Annotated in this window: 23 protein-coding genes and 1 tRNA gene; 17 read left to right on the forward strand and 7 right to left on the reverse strand. The window is 46.0% G+C overall.

The genetic code is table 11. The annotated features are described in order from the left end of the window. The 10 genes from KTR06_RS22720 to KTR06_RS22765 form a co-directional block, all read left to right on the forward strand. A partial coding sequence (locus tag KTR06_RS22720; protein WP_217290829.1) for a DUF3945 domain-containing protein occupies positions 1–987 on the forward strand: 987 nt, incomplete at its 5' end. 54 nt (positions 988–1,041) lie between these two features. After that, positions 1,042–1,317, forward strand: coding sequence for a DUF4099 domain-containing protein (locus KTR06_RS22725; RefSeq protein ID WP_025831015.1), 276 nt, complete (start codon positions 1,042–1,044; stop codon positions 1,315–1,317). A 155-nt stretch (positions 1,318–1,472) separates the two neighbouring features. Then, positions 1,473–3,245, forward strand: a complete 1,773-nt coding sequence (locus KTR06_RS22730; RefSeq protein WP_217290830.1) for a DNA topoisomerase — start codon at positions 1,473–1,475, stop codon at positions 3,243–3,245. A gap of 295 nt (positions 3,246–3,540) precedes the next feature. Next, the gene (locus KTR06_RS22735) at positions 3,541–3,753 is read left to right on the forward strand and encodes a hypothetical protein (protein ID WP_005790121.1); all 213 of its coding nucleotides are present in this window, start codon (positions 3,541–3,543) and stop codon (positions 3,751–3,753) included. An 18-nt stretch (positions 3,754–3,771) separates the two neighbouring features. Then, positions 3,772–3,981, forward strand: coding sequence for a hypothetical protein (locus tag KTR06_RS22740; protein ID WP_005790124.1), 210 nt, complete (start codon positions 3,772–3,774; stop codon positions 3,979–3,981). Positions 3,982–4,000: 19 nt separating this feature from the next. Then, positions 4,001–5,044: a PRTRC system protein E gene (locus KTR06_RS22745; RefSeq protein ID WP_217290831.1), complete on the forward strand. Its 1,044-nt coding sequence runs from the start codon at positions 4,001–4,003 to the stop codon at positions 5,042–5,044. A gap of 22 nt (positions 5,045–5,066) precedes the next feature. After that, positions 5,067–5,288, forward strand: a complete 222-nt coding sequence (locus KTR06_RS22750; RefSeq protein WP_175332144.1) for a PRTRC system protein C — start codon at positions 5,067–5,069, stop codon at positions 5,286–5,288. Between the two features lie 36 nt (positions 5,289–5,324). Further along, the gene (locus KTR06_RS22755) at positions 5,325–6,434 is read left to right on the forward strand and encodes a hypothetical protein (protein ID WP_175332146.1); all 1,110 of its coding nucleotides are present in this window, start codon (positions 5,325–5,327) and stop codon (positions 6,432–6,434) included. 10 nt (positions 6,435–6,444) lie between these two features. After that, entirely contained in the window at positions 6,445–7,146 is a 702-nt protein-coding gene (locus KTR06_RS22760) for a prokaryotic E2 ligase family D protein (RefSeq protein WP_175332149.1), read from the forward strand. Then, positions 7,143–7,934, forward strand: a complete 792-nt coding sequence (locus KTR06_RS22765) for a PRTRC system ThiF family protein (RefSeq protein ID WP_025017582.1) — start codon at positions 7,143–7,145, stop codon at positions 7,932–7,934. Before KTR06_RS22760 ends, KTR06_RS22765 begins: the two co-directional genes overlap by 4 nt. Before the next feature lie 83 nt (positions 7,935–8,017). On the opposite strand, the gene KTR06_RS22770 is transcribed toward KTR06_RS22765, so the two are convergent. Both KTR06_RS22770 and KTR06_RS22775 read right to left on the reverse strand, forming a co-directional pair. Continuing rightward, positions 8,018–8,722 (reverse strand): NYN domain-containing protein, encoded by a 705-nt coding sequence (locus tag KTR06_RS22770; RefSeq protein WP_175332148.1) that lies wholly within the window; start codon positions 8,720–8,722, stop codon positions 8,018–8,020. Between the two features lie 56 nt (positions 8,723–8,778). Then, positions 8,779–9,072, reverse strand: coding sequence for a helix-turn-helix domain-containing protein (locus KTR06_RS22775; protein WP_005636803.1), 294 nt, complete (start codon positions 9,070–9,072; stop codon positions 8,779–8,781). 473 nt (positions 9,073–9,545) lie between these two features. On the opposite strand from KTR06_RS22775, the gene KTR06_RS22780 reads away from it, so the two are divergent. From KTR06_RS22780 to KTR06_RS22790, 3 genes are all read left to right on the forward strand, one after another. Next, positions 9,546–9,830: a helix-turn-helix domain-containing protein gene (locus tag KTR06_RS22780; protein ID WP_005790140.1), complete on the forward strand. Its 285-nt coding sequence runs from the start codon at positions 9,546–9,548 to the stop codon at positions 9,828–9,830. Positions 9,831–9,837: 7 nt separating this feature from the next. After that, positions 9,838–10,140, forward strand: coding sequence for a helix-turn-helix domain-containing protein (locus KTR06_RS22785; protein ID WP_087332190.1), 303 nt, complete (start codon positions 9,838–9,840; stop codon positions 10,138–10,140). A gap of 385 nt (positions 10,141–10,525) precedes the next feature. Further along, entirely contained in the window at positions 10,526–11,305 is a 780-nt protein-coding gene (locus KTR06_RS22790; protein ID WP_175332503.1) for a DUF4121 family protein, read from the forward strand. A 99-nt stretch (positions 11,306–11,404) separates the two neighbouring features. On the opposite strand, the gene KTR06_RS22795 is transcribed toward KTR06_RS22790, so the two are convergent. Continuing rightward, on the reverse strand, positions 11,405–12,268 hold the full coding sequence (locus KTR06_RS22795) for a toprim domain-containing protein (RefSeq protein ID WP_175332506.1): 864 nt from the start codon (positions 12,266–12,268) through the stop codon (positions 11,405–11,407). A 323-nt stretch (positions 12,269–12,591) separates the two neighbouring features. Here KTR06_RS22795 and KTR06_RS22800 point away from each other — a divergent pair, with 323 nt between their 5' ends. From KTR06_RS22800 to KTR06_RS22815, 4 genes are all read left to right on the forward strand, one after another. Further along, on the forward strand, positions 12,592–13,551 hold the full coding sequence (locus KTR06_RS22800; protein ID WP_005790152.1) for an AAA family ATPase: 960 nt from the start codon (positions 12,592–12,594) through the stop codon (positions 13,549–13,551). 13 nt (positions 13,552–13,564) lie between these two features. Then, positions 13,565–15,967: a S8 family peptidase gene (locus KTR06_RS22805; protein ID WP_175332508.1), complete on the forward strand. Its 2,403-nt coding sequence runs from the start codon at positions 13,565–13,567 to the stop codon at positions 15,965–15,967. A gap of 373 nt (positions 15,968–16,340) precedes the next feature. Continuing rightward, positions 16,341–16,413: transfer RNA gene (locus KTR06_RS22810), tRNA-Pro, on the forward strand. Between the two features lie 108 nt (positions 16,414–16,521). Then, positions 16,522–18,159 carry an alpha-galactosidase gene (locus tag KTR06_RS22815; protein WP_217290832.1) on the forward strand — a complete coding sequence of 546 codons (1,638 nt, stop codon included), beginning with the start codon at positions 16,522–16,524 and terminating at the stop codon, positions 18,157–18,159. A gap of 68 nt (positions 18,160–18,227) precedes the next feature. On the opposite strand, the gene KTR06_RS22820 is transcribed toward KTR06_RS22815, so the two are convergent. The 4 genes from KTR06_RS22820 to KTR06_RS22835 are packed head-to-tail and all read right to left on the reverse strand — an operon-like array spanning position 18,228 to position 21,128. Continuing rightward, complete coding sequence (locus tag KTR06_RS22820; RefSeq protein ID WP_009040159.1) at positions 18,228–19,034, reverse strand: hypothetical protein; 807 nt, start codon at positions 19,032–19,034, stop codon at positions 18,228–18,230. A gap of 10 nt (positions 19,035–19,044) precedes the next feature. Next, a complete protein-coding gene (locus KTR06_RS22825; RefSeq protein WP_008026532.1) occupies positions 19,045–19,413 on the reverse strand; it encodes a GntR family transcriptional regulator in 369 nt (122 codons plus the stop codon). Positions 19,414–19,424: 11 nt separating this feature from the next. Then, positions 19,425–20,276 carry a hypothetical protein gene (locus KTR06_RS22830; protein ID WP_009040158.1) on the reverse strand — a complete coding sequence of 284 codons (852 nt, stop codon included), beginning with the start codon at positions 20,274–20,276 and terminating at the stop codon, positions 19,425–19,427. Positions 20,277–20,282: 6 nt separating this feature from the next. Next, positions 20,283–21,128 carry an ATP-binding cassette domain-containing protein gene (locus KTR06_RS22835; RefSeq protein ID WP_004316565.1) on the reverse strand — a complete coding sequence of 282 codons (846 nt, stop codon included), beginning with the start codon at positions 21,126–21,128 and terminating at the stop codon, positions 20,283–20,285. Positions 21,129–21,228 lie beyond the last annotated feature (100 nt).

Consider the following 21,228-nt stretch of genomic DNA (forward strand, 5'->3'; position numbering starts at 1 on the left):
TTTAACGAGGAGGACAAGAAGAACCTGCGTGAGACCGGCAACATGGGGCGTGTGGTGGAACTCAACCTGCGTGGCAGCGAGTACACCCCCTGCCTGATCTCCATCGACAAGAACACCAACGAGCTGGTCGCCGTCCGGCAGGAGCATGTCTACATCCCGCAGGAAGTGAGCGGGGTAAGACTTACGGACGAGGAGATCAGACTGCTGAAGGAGGGACAACCCGTCAAGGTGGAGGGGATGACCTCCAAGGCGGGGAAGGAGTTTGACGCCACGCTCCAATACAGCGCCGAGCGCAGGGGGCTGGAGTTCATCTTCCCGAAGAACCAGGTATTCAACGAGAAGTCCATCGGGGGCGTACCACTCTCGCCTACCCAGATAAAGATGCTCAGCGAGGGACATACCATCCTGGTCGAGGACATGAAATTCAAGAACAGGGACGGGGCTTTCTCCGCGTTTGTCACGATAGACCAGATGACAGGACGGCCGAATTACACCCGCCATAATCCGGAGACCGGAGAAATCTATATTCCAAAGGAAATCTGCAACGTGCAGCTGACAGCCGAGGACAAGGAGGTCCTGCGCAAGGGGCAGGCCGTCTATCTGGAAAACATGATCAACCGTAAGGGAGAGGAATTCTCCGCGTTTGTCAAGCTGGACATGAATACCGGCAGGACGATGTACTCGCGCACGCCGGACGGGTTCAACGAGCAGCAGGCGCCACGTATCCCGGCGGAGGTTTACGGCCATGTGTTCACGGCGCAGGAAAAGGCGAACCTCCAGGACGGGAAAACCCTCCTGGTCGAAGGGCTGAAAAACAACGGGCAAACGTTCAGCTCCTACCTGAAAGTAAACCCTTATTCCGGGCAGTTGCAGTATTTCCAAGAGAACCCTGATATTCGCAGGGATACTTCCCGTCGTGCGGCACAGGCGGATACCGCCCAAGGTCAGCAGCAGGAACAAAAGAAGGGCGCAAAACAAGCGGTATAACCCCGATCGGAGAGAGACAAAATGAGTTTTACAAACATCAAATCCCCAAACCGTATGAATACGAATCGGAACATCCCTTATAATTATAATGTAAAAGATATTGATTGGCCCGGTCTGAAGGCCGTGGGTATCAGCAAGGAGCAACTAGAAGCGGACGGCAACCTTGACCTGTTGTTGCAAGGCAAGGAATCAGAAATCATCCCGTTGAAACTCTGTACCCCGGTAATCAGCCTGACCATGGATGCCACATTCAAACTGGTACCCGGTGACAACAACAGGCCAATCATGGAAATCAATGGCATCCGTCAGGAGGAATCTCCAAAGAAATAACAAAAAAATAAAATAAGTTTAACCTGTTGGGTTGTCTAAAAAGTCACTCATTCGTTCTTGAGAATTGAATATTTGAAATCAATCTCAGATAGGTATTCGAATAAAAGAGGGTCAAAAATACTTTTTAGACAGCCCCCATCAAAAAGAAAAAGAATATGATCGCAATAGTGACTGACAGGCCCAACGTGGGCAGAGAGATAGCAAGAGTGTTGGGAGCCGGCAGAAAAGAGAACGGTTATATGACCGGGAACGGCTACATGGTGACATGGACATACGGCAACATGCTCTCCCTGGCAATGCCGAAGGATTCAGGAACAGCCCATGTGGAGTGGAAGGACTTTCCCCTGCTGCCGCCTTCCCTCCTGACAGTAAGGCACGTGAAGACGGATACCGGGTGGCATCCCGACATCAATGCGGTGCTCCAGTTGAAAGTGATAGCCAAGGTGCTCAACGCATGCGACACCATCATCGCGGCAACCGATGCCTCCCGGGAGGGAGAGATGCTGTTCCGCCATCTTTACGGTTTTCTGGGATGCAAACAACCCTACCTCCGCCTCTGGATCTCGTCTCTGACGGACGAGGCCATCACGGAAGGTATGGCGAACCTCCTTCCATGTGACCGGTTCGACAACCTGTTCCTGGCGGCGGACAGCCGTAACCGGGCGGACTGGCTCCTGGGGGTCAATTCAAGCCATGCCATCTGCAAGGCGGTAGGCTTCGGGAACAATTCGCTGGGCAGGGTACAGACCCCCGTACTGGCGGAGATATGCAGACGGTACCGGGAGAGGGAGAACCACATGCCGGCTGACAGCTGGCCCGTATTCATCAGCCTATGCAAGAATGACCGTATCCTAAAGATGCGCCACGTGGACGACCTTGTGGCCCGCCGGGAGGCACTGGCATTGTACGAGGATTGCAAGGCGGCAAAGAACGCCCGCATCACAGCGGTAGGGAAACGGACGGAGGAAATCGGGGCACCGGCACTTTACAACCTGGCCGAACTACAGAAAGACGTGAACCGTTACCACGGCCTGACGGCCATACAGGTGCAGGAGATTGCACAGAGCCTGTACGAGAAGAGGCTGATTTCCTATCCGCGCACCTCCAGTCGCCTGTTGCCAAAGGATGTATATGACACGTTGCCGCCTGTCATGGAGAAGATGCTCTCCCGCAAGGAGTTCCGACGATATGCCGGTATGGTTGACCTTGCCGCGCCGCAGGACAGCATTGGGGCACAAGACATCATGGAGCATCATGCCATCATCATCACAGGCATACAGCCCGGTAAATTGGGCCGGGAGGAAATGCTGGTTTACACGCTCATTGTCGGCAGGGTGCTTGAAACGTTCATGCCGCCCTGCAAGGTGGAATACACAACCGTCGATGCGGTGTGTGCCGCACGTAAATTCCGCATCCGTACATACCGCATCCTAGAAAAAGGATGGCTCGGAATCTTTGAGAGGGAACATATTGTCGCAAAAGGCCGTATGCCTTACCAGGTGATGCCGGAATTTTTTCAGGAAGAGATACTGCCGGTGGCAGGGTGCAGCCTTATACATAAGAAATCATTACCGGTCTCCCCTTATACGGACGAGGAACTGGTGGACTACATGGACAAGGCCGGACTGGGCACCGTCTCCACCCGCACGAATATCCTCCGCACGCTGTTGGAACGTAAATACATCCGTTATTCGGGTAAATATGTCGTCCCGACCCCTAAAGGGCTTCTCCTGTATGAGACGGTACGCGGTATGAAGGTGGCCAACGCCTCCCTCACTTCGGGCTGGGAAACTGAACTGGCACGGATAGAACGGGGGAAACTCTCACAGGAGGAGTTCCTGGACGGCGTGCTGGAAACGGTAAATGAGGTGACAGGCGAGATATTCCGGAACCATCCGGTGGAAAAGCGGCCACAGGGAACCATATAAACAAATGTCAAAGCCAACAAGACAAGGGAAGTGCAGGCGTCTGTCTGTACTTCCTTTTTTATATGTGCAAGATACGTTTTTCCGATTTTAAGCGGCAAAGGTCTTGGATTGCCTCGTTTTTGCCGCAAGGCGGCCCCCTTTGGGGGCTTGGTTGGTCAAAAGAAAATCATCCTCGCTTCGCTGCGGTATTTTCTTTTGCCAAGCCTTGCGCAAAAAGGCAATCCAAGGGCCGGAGGCCTATAAAATCGGGAAAACATATCCCGATGGGATTATTCATTCTTAAAAATTTAAAGACATGAAACTGCAACTCATCGAAAACATCTGCAAGCAGACGGTCTCACTGGTCCTGCTTACGGGAATATGCCTGCTCTACAGCAAGGGAATCATTCCCATGTACCTGATCGTCCTGTTCCTTTTGTCGGGAACGCTCATCAGCCTCCTTTTCAGGACGTTCACCCTCATTGTAAAAATAATTATCGCCCTGACCGTCATGGGCATGCTTGTATAATCCTTAAAGCATAAAGACATGAGAACCGCTACATTCACCCCGCCGGCTCCGGTCATGCCGGCCGCATGGCCCGCCACAAGCCGTGTGAGACCTGTAAAAAAACGGATTCCCGATACGACAGACGGGCCGAAACGTATCGGCTACTATCTGGAACCGTTGAGGGGCATCGCCTCGAATCCGGACAGGCAGAGAATCCTGAAGGATTTTTTCAAGGAAACCTATGTATAACATTTAAAATTTTACCATTATGTTTTTTCAGGCAATCAACCAAATGATCACGGCAGGCACAGACCTGAGTATCAACATCAGACGAGTAAACAACAACCTGACGGTGGCCGTTGTTCCCAGACGGTCGGGGGTAAAGGACGGGGAACGCGTTATCCCGCTCATCCTGAACGGCACGCCGGAAGAGCTGGATGCGGGCTTCCTGCAGGCCGTCGGCACACCTGTACAGAAAGCGCAGGGCATCCTTACCAACCTGGAAGCGTTCGAGAAGCAGGCGGAACAGGCAGCCTCACAAAGCAAAGCCGCTAGGTCAGCGGCGGAGAAAGAGTCCAAGGAGGTCCGCGAGAAACGGGAAAAGATGGAAAAACTGCTTAAGAAGGCGGAGGATGCCATGACCGGCAAACGCTATTCCGAAGCGTTAACATGGCTCAAGCAGGCAAAGATACTGGCACTTCCGGACAAGCAGAAGGAAATTGACGTGAAGATGGCTGAGGTACAGAAAAAGGCATCGGAGGGAAGCCTGTTCGGCATGGAACAACCGCCAATGCCCAAGCCGCAGCCGGCTCCACAACAGACGGCATCGCAACCGGCGGCAGCCCCGGCATCGCAATACCGAAGCGGAGAGCAAATCCCGATGTTTTTGCCCGAGCAGCCGGCTCCGGTTCCGCAACCCGTTTCACAACCGCAACCGCCCCGGCCGGCTGCACATTCAGGACAGCAAACACCATTTGCCGGACAGCCGCAAACACAACCCGTACAATATACTATTTCCGCACCACAAGCGCAACCGGTCCCGCAACAGGCAGTTCCACAACCGCAAGGAATCCAATTCCATCAACCGGTACAGATGCCACAGCCACGGTATGCACCGGTACAGGAGGCCGCAAGAACTCATGAGGAGCGTGAATACCTCCGGCAACCGCAAGAGGCTGCAATGTACAACTTCGACAAGGACTGCGAGGATGACCGGGAACTGCTCAGGGAAGACCCGTACGCGGAATATCCGGACTTCCCGAAGGAATGCCGCATGACGGACATGGCACAAATGGACATGGTATATTGTTAAACCTTATAAAAGAAGAGAAATTATGGCACTTGAAATCAAAGGATTGCAGAGAGTCTTCAAATTCAGGAAGGACTCTAAGGAACTGGTATTGAGCGACCCGAACAACGAACTGTCCGTAAACGAGGTGATGGACTTCTACTCCATGACCTATCCCGAACTGACAACGGCGACCGTCCACGGACCGGAATGGGAGGAGGACAAGGCGGTCTACCGCTTCAAGACAACCGTCGGAGTGAAAGGATAATCGTATGGACAAGAGAAAGAAAAAGGAGGACAAACCATGCAGACAGCTCTCAGAATCAGCCAAGGAGAATCTGGCAGGACTCATTATCCGTTTGGCCGGCCCGTCAGACATCCGAAGAGGAACATCGGGACAAAAAAGGAGGATACTGCCGCCACCGGGAAGCGTCATGATTTTCTGACAGATAAAATTCCTCCCCTCGCACCGGATTTCTGGCATAAGGACGGATATGACGGTTCCCCGGTCAATCTCACGACACCGGAGAATTTTGACTATCTCTACCAATCGGCATCGAACTATGCCGGACTTATGGGTATAAAGCTCCCTTTCCGATACAGGAAAGGGGGCAGCCCCCGTCTGAAAATCACCGAACTGTACAAGGCGATGGACGAGAGCGTGCCGGAATGTGTCAATCTGGAAGAGAAAGAAGGAAGGCTCCATTTCTGTCTGTTCCGCCATCACGACTGGCCGGAACCCGAGCTGTTCTGGATTCCCATCGACTTTACGGAACGGCTTCCCGTACCATTGAGGAACATTGTCAGGGAGTTCATCCGGCGATTCGTCCGGCATCACGGAGTCTGCAATGTCACCGAGGCGTTTTGCTATGACTTCGCCATAGAGGAACTGGAAGACTGGGAAAACCGGGATTCCGACGCTTCCCCGAAAGAGATCAGGGCGAACAGGCGGCTGGCGGATTCCTACCAGTCAGGAAAACGGGCGAAAGCGCTCAAACGGATGTCGGGAAAACCGTTCTGCAACTCTCTGGAAGAGGCTGTACGGAATTACCGGATAAAAAAGGGGAAGGAACAAAAACTGCTGGAATTGATAAGGGAGGGTATGGCACTGATCACCCCGGAAAGCCCGAACCTCACAGATTACCTGTACGATTGGGCGTATGAGGAGGAGCGTGATTTTTACCCGGTGGGAATGGCAAGCCAGGTCATGCTGGTCTACTCTACCGATGACACGCTGGCTGAATGCATGAAAGGGTTCATGAACTCGGACTACCAGGAGACTTATGCCCTTACACCGGTCACATACAGGTTCCTGACACCGGAAACGGACTGTCTCTTCCAAATGGGCGACTACCCGGAAAGGCTTTCAAAATGGCTGGCACGTTTTACAAAACATATAGCTGACAACTTCTAAAATGAACGATATGAATGAACTGACCAACAAACTGCAACAGGTGATGGTGCCCAAGGCGGCACTGATCGCGTATGAATACCGTGAGAACCGCTATGGGAACGGAATGCATTACCTCGAACTGCATCCCATCAATGACAGGGGCAGGATGGAGGCTGCCGTTCCCGTCACCTATGAGTTCATGAACGCCCTGGTGGAATCCTATACGGATGACAGGCGGAACGTGCCGCACGGGAAAATCCCCGCCAACATGCTGTGGTGTGATACCCGCAAGGGGCACGAGAGGTACATCTGGTACAATCCTCCGGGAAAACGGCGGATGTTCTTTGCCAGAAGCCTGAATATTCCTGACGGGACATTCCATGTGCCCGGCGTGATCTACATGGTTTCCGGTGACAGGCTGGACATTTTCTCCTACAAGGGGGAAAAACCGGCGGAGAACAGCCCGCTTTTCCTCGCCCCTTTCTTCAATGTCACGGGCAGCAGTGTCTGTCTGGGAAATGCCACGTTGACTCCCCCGGAAGACATGACTTTCTCAAAACTCCTCGAGTATTGGGAAAAACGTTTCTGGCTCAGCGAGTTCTCCCATCTGGGAGGAAACAGGAACCCGACCGGAAGCAACCTGGTCTCGGTAACGGAAAAGGCACGCGCCAATCCGTTTGACGAGAACGAACTGAAACCCATGAACAAACAACTTAAAGACTTACTGGCATGAAAAAGATTCATTATACAGACAGGTACCTGCTCAATCCCTACCATCCCGTGACCGTCTTCGTAGTCGGTGCGGGCGGAACAGGCTCACAGGTGGCCACCGGCCTGGCGCGGATGAGCGTGGCATTACAGGCGCTAGGACATCCGGGACTGCACGTGACGGTCTTCGACCCCGATACCGTCACGGAAGCGAACATCGGACGCCAGCTGTTCAGCGGATCGGAACTCGGATTGAACAAGGCTGCGGCACTTGTGACCCGCATCAACCGTTTTTTCGGCTTCTCGTGGGAGGCAAAGGGGCAGCGTTATCCGCTGAAAGCCTCCGCAGACCGGGAAGAGCCCGCCCTGGCGAACATCATCGTTACCTGCACCGACAACATCCGCTCCCGGATGAACCTCTGGCGGTTCCTGAAGAAACACCGGGAACACACTTCCAACAACGAGCGGTCACCCATATACTGGATGGACTTCGGCAATGCCCGGACCACCGGACAGGTTCTGATAGGGAACATCCGTGGCAAGATTCTCCAGCCCGTCTCCAACGAATACCTACCCATTCCCCGCATGAATGTCATTACCGAAGAGGTACGCTACTCCACCATCAAGGAAAAGGATTCGGGACCGAGCTGCTCGCTGGCGGAAGCCTTGCAGAAGCAGGATCTTTTCATCAATTCCATACTGGCACAAACCGGCTGCGACATCCTGTGGCGTATGCTCAGGGAAGGGAGGACATTCTACCGGGGAGCCTATCTCAATCTCGATACGCTACGGATAAATCCCATTCCGGTATAGACAACAACCGTCAGTTTTCTTTCATGCATGGCAAGGATGCATAAAAGAAAACTGACGGTTCCTGATTGTTCCCACCGTGCGGTTCAGCCTTTCAGCCGCACGGCACTTGCCACTCCCTTTTCCGTCATGACCAGCTCGTACCGGTCCAGCCTTTCATAGAGTTTGCCCAATGTCTTGCATCCATATCTCCTGACCTTGAATTTGGGCATCATTTTTTTTAATGCGCCGCCGATCAGTGAAAGGGAAACCTCCTCTTTGCCGTCAGCCGCCTGCCGGAAAGCCTTGTCGAAATACTCCATGTCCCTTTGGATAAAAAATTCGGGAGTATTGTCCGAAACCTTGTTTTCCTTCCGGTCGGCATACAGGAACACGGAACAGGACCGTACCAGTGATACGGGAGTCTTATCCTCCCCATATCCCAGCACCTTCAATCCGGCTTCCCGTATCCGTTGGGCAAGCAGGCTGTAGTCACCGTCACTGGCTACCAGACAGAAACAGTCTGCCCGACCGTCACGAAGAATGTCCATCGCGTCTATGACCAGTGCAATATCGGTCGTGTTCTTTCCGGGAGCATGGGAGGAAGCCTGTACGAGCCTGAATCCATGCTCCCGGGCAGTTCCCTTCCACGCGGAAAGCGCTTTCCTCGTCCAGTCTCCATAAATTCGTCTCACGACGGCATCCCCATAACGGGAAACAAAGCCCATTATATCCTCCATCTTCTCAAAGGAGGCGTTATCCCCGTCAATAAGGACTGCGACGGCATATCTAGAATTGGTATTTGTCTTCATAACAACTGTTTATGAAACAAAGTTAGCATAACTTCCGCATATTGATACTCCCACGCTCATTTTTTCTTTCCGCGTTTCAGCAAGAATTCCTGTATTTCCGAGCTTCTGTAGAAGTTCTTTCCGTTATCGTCCGTCTGGTAATAGCGGATCAGCCCTTTTTCCCGGTAGCGGGCGACTGTCCGCAACGACACGTTGAGCAGCCTGGCTATGTCATAGTTGTCCAAAAGCTCGTCCCCGTTCATGAAATCCTTCACACGCCCCATCCTGTCCAGTTTCTTCTCTATGCGGTCAAAACCTTCCACTATGGTCATTATCATTTTCTCAAGCACTTCATTGTCTATATACATCATGGCGTATCTCTCCTGTCTTTTAAAGGTTATTACTGAAATACCCTTTCTTGTGCGCACTTTCAAGAGTATATGCCATCTTTAGTGAAAAATCTATGCCGGAATGCCGGTCTTAACTTAATTACAGATTGTATTCTATTAAGAATCAAACAAATAACATTTTATGATTTTTATCGGTGAATGGTAAGTGTAAAATTTTGAAGTGTAAAACTGTAAAGTCCGAATGTAAACTTTACAATTTACAGGTAATATCCCGCCTATGTTCTTAAAACCGGGTAAATTGATGACGCTTCCACACAAGGTATTCAACATATATAATTGATGATAATATTTATTTCGGAGCATTTTCCTGAAGTTTGATTCTGCAGCCCTCTGTTACATATGACGTTTAATGACATCTGATGTCATTTGACGACATCCTTTTGGAGGTGAGTATCCCCTTCCATATTTTCGTATCCGACAAAAAAGTACAGTTTATGGAGTTTGTATGTATCGAGGCTAAAACATTCATGGAAATGAATGAGGCTCTGGAAGCCGTTGCAAGAAAAATGTGTGAAACATGTGGAAATGGCATATCCGGTATGGACGACTGGATTGACAACCAGGAGGCTTGCATGCTCATGGATGTCTCTCCCGGAAAGATGTTACAGCTTCGCAGAAGCAGGGCCATCCCTTACAGTTATATAGACCGTAAGGTGTATTACAAGCGTCAGGATATTATCCGTTTTATGGAAAACAATATTCACCGTATAACCCTTTAGAAGTGCTATGATTCAAGCCCTGTTGACCAAAGAAACCCCGGAAATCATTCGTTTTTTCCGGAACATAGACAGCCTGTCCGAAATGCTGGACAAGCAGGAGGAGAAATTACGTCCGGTTCTGAACGGAGAACGTTACATTACGGACCGTGAGCTTGCCGAACAGTTGAAACTGACACGCAGGACGCTGGCAGAGTACAGGATAAACGGCAAACTGCCTTACTACAAGATAGGAGGCAAATTACTATATAAGGAGAAGGACATCCTTGCTTTGCTGGAAAGAAACAGGGTGGAGGCGTTTGATGACCGGTAATGTCCGTTTGGGAAATATCCGGACTTCAAGTGCTTCCTTGTACAGTCCAATATAAGATAAATGGACCTAGGAATCTTTTAAAAACAGATTTTCCCTGGCGGATTTTATTGGGTGGATATATCAGGTTGGCGGGGTAAAGGTTTTCCACCTTGGAATCAAGCAGTGTTCCGCATTTCTGTTTCTTACCTGCAAAGGTAGCCTTTTGCCCCTGATCGAGCAAGGCGGTCCTTCGGACCGGTTGGCTGAAAAAATCATCCTCGCTTCGCTGCGGTATTTTTTCGCCAAGCCTTGCACAATCAGGGCAAAAGACAAACGGATGCATATAAGAAAAGAAATACCGGCTTTACCAAAGCCGGGCATGTTTAACCACAAAATAAAAAAGATCATGATTCAAACAAAAAACAAGTATTGCAAGGAAACATTCATCCGCCTGAACTACTGGTATGACCGGATACACGGGCTTGTCCGGGAAGACATAGAGAAAGTGAACGCAATGGTGGAACACATCGAAAAGACACGTTCCGACTGGTATCCCCGTACAGGTGACAGCCTGTTCTTTATTTCCGGATACGGTGAACGCTCCCGGCCGTTCTTCGTAGATGCCGTGTATGGAGATAACATTGTGCTCCGGAATTTCTCCCGTGTCCCGTTCGTGTCCCGGGATAAGAAGGGTGTCAAATGCGATATGCATGGCGGTGAGTGTGTGTTGGTAAAGGCTGGCGATGTAAGGTTCAAGGCATGGACCACCGGCCGTTTCAAGCATTGGGGGCATTACGGGGCATGTGAGAACGGGGAGGTTTACTACGATACGAAAATAGCCCTGTGGGAATGTGGCGCACCTGAACAGCCGGAAAGCCGGGAATGGTTCAAAATCCGTATCCGCAAAAACACCCGGCCGGTCGGGGATATGTACACCGGAGAAATATCCTGCAAGGATGAGGATGGACTCAAGCAATTTATCGATGACCATGAAGGTCTCATATTCGCAGAAGAGGATTCCCTGGAAATGGTCATACTATGTTTCAGGCACTCCGACATGAGGATTTCCCCGGAAGAATGGGAAAAGATGGACTGTCCGGTATCCGTGCGTGAGATATACGGACAGATGCAGGAAGTAAAGATCGTAAAAGACCATAAAACACATCTGACCACATTCTACTATTAACACAGGATCGCCACATTAAAAATCACCCTGCTTCCTGCCACATGCGGCAGGAAGGAAACAAGGGGATATCATCTGACAGTCTTTTCAATTCTTCTATTATTATATATGGAGCTGATTGTTTTTCCCGCACAGATATTCATTCAGGTCCTTATATCCGGAATATTCATGCGAGAGATCACATATACGGATTCCGTATTTCTCCTTTAATGCCTGCACCGCATTTTTTCCGGCGGTATCATTGTCCAGACAGCAACAGATGCCGTCATATCGTGCAAGGAAAGAAAAAGCCTTCTGTAAGTTACTGACAGAATTCAACACTATATAATCCCCCTCTTCCAAGGATGGAAAAGCCGGCCTGAAAGACAGAAAATCCATAAACCCCTCAAAAATATAGCAAATCCCGCTCTCCGGTGAGCTGATGATACAGGTGATGTCCTTGGGAGCGATACAAGCCTTGAAATACCTGTTCCTGATTTCGTACCCTCCGGAAATATTAGGGAAAGCGATGGCAAAATAATTTTTCCCGTTCCGATTAAAATGAGCCTCCTTGCATACTTTTCGGGCCGTTTCCGTATCAATGCACCGTTCCTCCAGATAGGCAAGCAGTATCCGGTTGGCAAGAGGAGTGATTTTCAAGTCCTGAAAGGCGGGATACGCTTTTTCAAAAGGGCAGGAGACAGTAACCGACTTCAAAACCTTCCTTTTATCCTCAATACACCGTAACACACGGCTTACATCCTGTGTCCGATAAATCTCCTTGGCTAATGTTATAATATTCCCTCCCTTCCCCAGACCGAAGTCATACCATAGTTCCTTATGGAGGTCTACCTTGAAAGAGGCCTCCTTTTCCGTCCTGAAGGGCGATTTGTACCATACGCTGTTCCCACGCTGTATTACCGGTTCATGTCCGAATCCGGCTAAAAAATCAACAAGCCTGATGTTCTTTGCTTCCTGTATGTTCATGACATATCTTTTTCATGAATTAATTCACGATTAACACATAGGACAAAGAACCGCTTTATACCCGAAACAGACAAAACAGTGTCATCAGATGGCATCAAAAGTCATCAGACGACAAGCAACCTAATATAAAAACATGTTACCATATGATTTATCATCTCCATTACTATTTGTGTGTTTTACATACACTCCTTAAATCATAAATCTGTTATACAATCTATAAACATTCCTCAAAAAGTTTGGTGACATTGGTGATATTTGATAATATATTAGGGAATTAGACGAAAAAATAGTAATTTTGCAAATCAATAATTATTGATTTATAGATGGCAAATGCGGACCAAATATTGTCTTTGATACGTAATCATCTGAATAACGATGATGCGCAATTTAGAAAAGTTGCTCTCCAGATTTCTGCTGTAGAGGCAAAGAATGGTCATGCAGTATTAGCAAGAACCATCCAGGAGCTTTTAAGTCAAAGAAAAACATCTTTTAGTGCTTTAAAGCTTATTCCACGTAATAAAGATGTGGATGACTTATTGCTTCAAGTCGAGACATACGATTGCCTGAAAAATATGGTGACGGACAAAGCATTGAAAGAAAAGATAGAAAGAGTCATCAAAGAATTTACAAAGAGAGAAGAACTTAGGAAATATGGACTTGCCAACCGCCGCAAATTATTGCTCTATGGCGTACCTGGAACAGGCAAGACTATGACAGCGGGAGTATTGGCTAAAGAGTTGAATCTTCCTTTATTTATTGTGAGGACAGAGAAAGTCGTTACAAAATTCATGGGTGAGACAGGACAGAAACTTAGCCGTATCTTTGATTTTATAGATGAGGTTCCCGCAGTCTATCTTTTTGATGAATTCGATGCTATCGGTGCTCAGCGTGGAATGGAAAATGAAGTAGGTGAACAGCGCCGAATACTCAACACATTTCTTCAATTGTTGGAACGTGACTCATCAGACAGTTTCATTATTGCAGCGACAAATGCCATTGATTCGATAGACAAAGCGATGTTTCGACGTTTTGATGACGTTATTGAATATCGCTTGCCAGACTCCGGACAACGTATTCATCTGTTGCGTGAATATCTATATGCGGCTAAAGAACTTGATTATTCCATGGCAGCACCTCTGTTTGAAGGTATGAGCCATGCAGAGATAAAAATGGTATGTTCTGATATATTCAAAGAATCTTTGTTAAATGATGTGCCAATGAATATAGAATTGGTAAAGATGGTCGTTGACAAACGGAATCAACTTTGTCGTGAAATAAGTTGAATAAGGAGATAATATGCAAAAGGAACATTTTTTCTTAGGTAACCAAATAGCAGAACCCCGTTCTTTCACGCCAAGAGCAAAGGTTGTACCACCACCTGTTATTCCTGAAAGGAACAGACAAGAACATGCTGCATTTATCAAGGAAAGCTATAATGCAGTCGTTGAATATGCCATCACGGCTCTTTCTGAAAGGGAAAAGTGTGGTTTACCGTCTGCGGATGGTGTGTATATAAACCTTGACATGTCTCCCAAATTGGTTCCCCAAAAGTTAGCCCAAAGTAGTGGAGCATCCATTCTGAAAATCTCTGAAGATAAAAGTGACGGAAATGTTGATGTAACCGTATATATCAAAAATGAGAAAAAAGATTGGCTGAGCAAGAAGGCAGACGAGTATGCCGATGAAAAGTATAATACGAAAACAGGCAAACCTAAAAATACAGGCTTGATTGAACCTATCAACGCCATTAAGCCGGCAGATATACATGCGCTCTATACATCTACAGATGATTTCGACAAACTACCTGATAATAAGGCCTTTTTATTTGAGTTGTGGATAACTAAAACAAAGGAATATGACACAGTAAAATTATCAGATGTCTTGGATAAACTTGCTATCTTAAAAGCAGGTAAAAATCATTTGGATTTTGATGGAGTAGATGTTTGGATGATAAAAGCAACCAAACAACAGTTATGTGAATTACCGCTATCTATCGGTTATATAGAAGGAGTGCGTCCCTATCATCAGCCATCGATACTTATAAAAAATCGGAGCGAAAGTCGTGAGTGGAGTGAACTGATTGAAGGAGAAATCCAATTTGCGCTTGATAAAGACAGTACAAGAATAGGCTTGTTGGACTCAGGCGTCAACAATGCCCATAAACTGCTGGCACCTGCTCTTCCTAATGACAGAATGAAAAGTGCTATCAGCGTGCCGGATACAACAGACCACAGTGACCATGGTACAGGTATGGCCGGACTTATGCTTTATGGAGATTTGACAGATATAACTTATCGACATGGAGGTCCGATAATCATAGAACAGGACTTGGCTTCCGTGAAGATTGTAGAGAACGGTCATACAACAGAGCCGGATTTCTATGGAGCGGTAATTGAAGATGCTATCTATCAGGCTCAGGCTATGGGGGCGTCTATACAATGTATGGCTGTAACTGATGGTACATCGTATGACGGAAAGTCAACGTCAAGTTCTGCGTCATTGGATGAAAGCATATACCATAATGGCAAGTGTGACCGCTTGGTGCTCGTTTCAGCGGGCAACATTGAGCCCCCTGAAGTAGATGCCACAAATTATCTGGAGTCCTGCAAAGCCAATGCTGTACAAAGTCCGGCTCAAGCATGGAACGCATTAACAGTCGGAGCATATACGGAGAAAACGATAGTAACAGATGAAAGCTACAAGGCACTGGCAGCTCCAGGGAATCTGTCACCCATGTCAAGAAGTTCGTGGAGTTGGAGAAATGGTTGCAATAAGCCTGAAATAGTCATGGAAGGAGGTAATATAGCCTATCATCCTGTTTTTCAAACAACGACACATCCTGATTTAAGTTTGATTACTACCTGCCAAGATTTGGCGGAATCATTGGAACAGTTCCATGCTACAAGTGCGGCTACAGCATTAGCGACACGTCTTGCGGCAAAAATAAAAACAGCAACACCAGCTCTTTCCATGTTGTCTGTTCGTGGCATGATGGTACATTCTGCCAAATGGACACCGGAAATGATACGTATCGGTAATATCAAGGATATTATACCTTTATGCGGCTATGGCGTTCCTGATGAAGAGACGGCCTTATTCAGTAATGAAAAATATGCAACGTTTATATTTGAAAATGAGTTAATACCCTATTGGGAAAAAGATGGTTCAAACACCTATAATCAATTGCACTTTTATGATTTGCCTTGGCCAACAGAGGTGCTGGAACAAATGGGAGAAGAAAATGTAAAAATAAGAATCACACTATCTTATTATGTAAAGCCGTCTCCTGGATATGCAGGAAGAAGCAACAAGTATCGTTATCCATCTGCTACGCTGCATTTCGACTTGAAAAGTGCAAGCGAGAGTATGGAAGAGTTTCTTTGCAGAAGAAATAAAAGTGAAGGAGAAAAGAAAACTGACAATGATACTAACAGATGGACCATCAAACAACAACGTAGAGAACAAGGTACTGTACAATCTGACTGGATTGAATGTACGGCCGCTGAATTGGCTTCTTGTGGGCAGATAATTGTTTATCCAGGCCAAGGATGGTGGAAAGAAAGGAAATTAGCTAATGTTGATAATGTTATCAAATATTCACTTATCGTATCAATAGAGACAACGAAAACTGAAATTTACGATGCCGTAGAAACGGCTATCAGTAATAGAATAGGAGTACAAATAATGCAAGAAGTATAGGAAATAAAGAAAAAATCTAATAAGCACTTGATTATTAATAAAGCATATACGGAAACACAACGTCTTTATTTACATCAGATACAAATTACTGTTTCAATGACACTGTAGGCAGAGACTATAGATATAAACAGCATCGTTGACAAAAAACAGGCAAAAAAATATGCATTAGTTTGCAGAAATCGAACCTTTTATTTATCTTTGCAACGTCAAAGAGATAAAGATTACAAGATTAGTCAAGAAAAGCGATGAATTTAGTGTGATGCTAATTCAATGGCTTTCATAAAAGATAAAGTAATAATGTGCAGTCACTCAAGGAGTTAGAATAAACCGAAGCAAAAGGTTCGATTCCTGGTGGCACCACTTCTTAAGCAATCGGAATGTAGCGCAGTTGGTAGCGCACTACGTTCGGGACGTAGGGGTCGGGCGTTCGAGTCGCCTCATTCCGACAAAATAAAGGGTAGCTTTCTGGATTACAGTAAGTTACCCTTTAATTTTATTTAGTTACCGGGACGAAATCGGGACGGCTATGTAAGAAAATACCAACCTATTATATCATGAAAAACAGGATTTATCTCTTTACAGTAGCAGTAGCTTCTTTTATGTGCATCAGTTGTACAAAGACTCAAACCACTCTTTCGGAAAATGAAAAGGCAGTCAATCCTCCTATCATGGGATGGAGTTCATGGAATGCGTTTCGTGTAGACATCAGTGAAGACATTATCAAACACCAGGCTGACCTAATGGTGGAAAAAGGCCTGAAAGATGTCGGATATCATTATGTCAATGTTGATGATGGCTATTTCGGAAAACGTGACGGCAACGGAATAATGCTTGCAAATGAAAAACGCTTCCCGAACGGCATGAAACCGGTGGCGGATCATATTCACAGCCTGGGAATGAAAGCCGGCCTTTATACCGATGCGGGTAATAGTACGTGTGGTTCCATGTGGGACAATGACACTGCAGGTATAGGAGCAGGTATCTACGGGCATGAACCACAAGACGCCCAATTATACTTTGGCGACTGGGGTTTCGACTTTATCAAAATTGACTATTGCGGAGGAGATGCGCTGGGACTTAATGAAAAGGAACGCTACACTTCAATCCGGAACAGTATAGACAAAGTGAACAAAGATGCTTCCATCAATATCTGCCGATGGGCCTTCCCGGGTACTTGGGCCAAAGACGCAGCAACCTCCTGGCGTATCAGCGGTGATATTAACGCACATTGGGGCTCATTAAGATATGTAGTCGGCAAGAATCTTTACCTGTCTGCCTATGCCTGCAACGGACATTACAATGACATGGACATGATGGTTATCGGATTCCGTAACGACAGCAAAGTGGGCGGCCAAGGTCTTACCCCGACAGAAGAAGAAGCTCATTTCGGTTTATGGTGTATCATGAGCTCTCCTTTGCTTATCGGATGTAACCTGGAAAACATACCGGAGTCTTCTCTCGAGCTGCTGAAAAACAAAGAATTGATTGCCCTCAACCAAGACCCGCTGGGTTTGCAAGCATACGTAGCGCAACATGAAAATGAAGGTTATGTACTCGTGAAAGATATTGAACAGAAACGTGGAAACGTACGTGCTGTGGCTCTCTACAATCCTTCCGATACCGTATGCAGTTTCTCCGTCCCGTTCTCTTCATTGGAATTTGGAGGAAATGTAAAAGTACGTGATCTCGTAAAACATAAAGATTTAGGCAGCTTCTCCGGCACATTCGAACAAACGCTTCCGGCACACAGTGCCATGTTCCTCCGCATGGAAGGCGAAACACGTCTGGAACCGACTCTGTACGAAGCAGAATGGGCTTACTTGCCTCTTTTCAACGACCTAGGTAAAAATCCTAAAGGTATTCTTTATGCCAATGACAAAGAAGCTTCCGGCAAAATGAAAGTAGGTTTCCTGGGTGGACAACCGGAAAATTATGCCGAATGGAAGGAAGTGTATAGCGGAGATGGCGGACGCTACAACATGACTATCCATTACTCATACGGTAAAGGACGCCAGATAGAACTGGATGTCAACGGCATTATTACCAAAATAGATTCTCTGAGAGAGGATAATAACCATAACAAAATCACAGTTCCCGTTGAACTAAAAGCAGGATATAACACCATTCGCATGGGTAATAGTTACAACTGGGCACCGGATATCGATTGCTTCACTCTGACAAAAGCATTGTAATAACCATATAAAAAAGGAGTAAAATATGATAAATACATCTTTACTCCTTTTTTAATCTATATGCCAGTTTATTCTATCATCGTCACACAGGCTTTTTCGGTCAAAGTTACCTGTAATTTGGCATCATCCTTTTCAGGAATCCAAAACATACGTTTGCACTCTCCTTTTTGAAGTTTCACATTCCCATTGTGACCTGTCAAGTATTCCGTATCAATCCGACATTCTTGCACATTTACAGACCAATTATCCATCATATTCAGATTCAAATGCAGATTATTGATCTTACCACTCTGAAATTCCACATTCCTGCCACTCCTGGCAACATGCAAAGCTCTAAAATCGCACGAATCCACTTGCATAGAATTAGAAGTATTAATGGAAAGAGAATCCTTTGTCAAATTTTTAAGAACAATCTTTTGCATATAAATATCATTTACAACACATTCCACTTCTTGCGTCAGATTCAGTTGCATGTCTCCCGTTATCATCGCTACATATCTGGATTCCTTTAACTCTTGCAGGAGTTTATCCAGCGGATAGTCCAAAAGAATTTTCAACGTATCCCCCATGACAGTCATTTTCAGATAGTCATTTACTTTCTGCGAACAGGAAAATTCATTTTTCTCTCCTTTTGAAGGCAGCACTCGCAAAAAAGAATTTGCCAGCCAGACACTACATTCTTCTGTATGCATCTCCGTTTGAGCAAGCCATATTACCCGGCAAGCCGGGATTTCTTTGGTTAGCTGCTCTCCTTGCAGATTTATTTGATTGGAAAAGTGCGGCCTCCCCAGACAATACATCACAAACATTCCGCCTACCAGCACACAAAGTCCGGCTACAAAAAGCCCAATTAATATATAAGTTGTACGTTTCATAATATTTGTTTTACTTTTCTTTTTTACAAAATTCCCGGTACATATCGGTTATCTCTTTGATAGGAATATCCAGTGTCTTAATCTGCTTGAAGAAGTAATCCAGTTCTTCTTTCAAAAAAGTATTCTTCCGCAAAGAATGAATCAGTTCCCTTGCACCGGTAGAGACAAAATAACCAATGCCGCGTTTATTATAAATAATATTCTGTGACTGAAGATAATCAAATGAGCGCATCACTGTATTGGCATTTACTTCCACAATAGCGGCATATTCTCTGACAGAAGGGATGCGTTCCTCTTCCCCAAATTGCCCCAGAAGTATCTCATCACAGATCCTATCAGCGATCTGCAGATAAATAGCTTTACTTTCTTTAAAATTCATAGGCTAGAGTATTACATACGTTGAATAATCTCGGACTCCTTAAAACGAAAAAAGGCAAGTACCCAATTAACCAATGCAAAAAACATAAAGGCTATGGTTCCTAAGGTGAAAACTTGTTGCTCCGTGAAAGAAGAAAAAATATAGCCGTAATCTTTATTGTTGTTTCCATGAAATAGCATATTACCCGTCAACATTCCCATCAATACATAAATCAGAACAATGATTGTAACCGAAACAAAAGTTTTAAGAAAAGAGTTCTTCGGCCAAACAGAACTACCTAATACGAACAATGACTGCACAAAGCAATATATAGAAAGGACTAATATCAACTGATACGTTTCATTGAATAAAAACCACCGTTTCCCGCTACCGACTAAATCTCCCAGATTGACAGGGAGTATCACCTCTTTTACCTCCGGATAGATAAGCGAATAAACCATTACTCTTGTATAATCAGCCAATTTAAAAGCAATCAAAAAAACAACTAAAAATACGATAGTTGATATCAGCCAACGGGAAAAAAACTTCTCGAAAGGAGTGGACGGTGTCATTAATGTGGATAGCCGACTAGTCTTATTCTTCATCTTCTCCATCACCAGCGATGCACTTAAGCACCCGAAAACAAATAGAAACCACAAAAAAGCCATCAATATAAATCCCCATGCAGGATCGGTATTTGCATGACGAATAAAATAAACCGAATCGTGATAATTATATTGAGTATATCCGTTCCAAACCAATACCACCGCCATCACTCCATACATCAACACCATACGAAGCACATTCGATCTCCAATTCTCTACCATCTCCTTACGGCAAAGATTCATAAAACGAGGCAAACTGAAAAAAGTATCTTTTATCATCGTCTTTTATTTTTGAGTGTGAAACAATCGGGCTATCTCTTCAGGAGCAGCCAACGTAGCATTAAAAAGAAGTTCCAGATTTAATTCCGATTCTTCCTGTTCTTCGTTAGGAAGTATCAGGTAATTCCCCTGAATAGTAGGGATTGCGAAAAGAGCATTTTTCGCCAGTTCCCGATTGTCACTCTCCACAAAGAAAAGTTTGTCGCAAATATTACTTGTAGATTCATCCAGCAACACACGGCTGTCATCCATAATCAATACATGATCGAGCACCTTATCAATGTCACGAACCTGATGCGTAGAAATTACAATCGTCTTATCATCCGACATGCCCGATGCTATAAACTTACGGAACTGACTTTTACCGGGAATATCCAGTCCGTTGGTCGGCTCGTCCATCAACAAAAGAGAAGTGTTTGTAGCAAGCGCAAAGCTCATGAATACTTTCTTTTTCTGTCCCATAGAAAGTGATCCGAGATCAATATCTATATCCATTTCAAAATAATGGAGATATTTAATCATCTCCTCCTTGCTGAAACGGGGATAAAAAGGACTGTTCAACTCCACATAGCTAACCAGAGAGACTGAAGGTAATTCAAACTCTTCGGGAACTAAAAACATATCCTGCAAAGTAACCGGTAACCGTCGGCGCACATCTGTATCGTGAAACACCACTTTGCCGTTTTTAGGAGTCAATAACCCGGACATCAGATAGAGAAGAGTAGACTTTCCCGCGCCATTCTTTCCCAACAGTCCATATACCCTGCCGGACTCGAACGAAAGCGAAAAATCATGTAATACCGCACGCTTCGATTTACGATAAGTAAATGAAAGATTTTCTACTGTAATCATAGCATTTCTGTTTAATGAACAATGTTTCTTAGTGTATTAGTGTAATAGTACACCGCAAATGTAGGCAATCTTTTGAATATTCCAATAGAAAAGGAGAAAA

Source organism: Bacteroides sp. MSK.20.12 (genome assembly GCF_019052435.1).
Taxonomy (GTDB): domain Bacteria; phylum Bacteroidota; class Bacteroidia; order Bacteroidales; family Bacteroidaceae; genus Bacteroides; species Bacteroides xylanisolvens.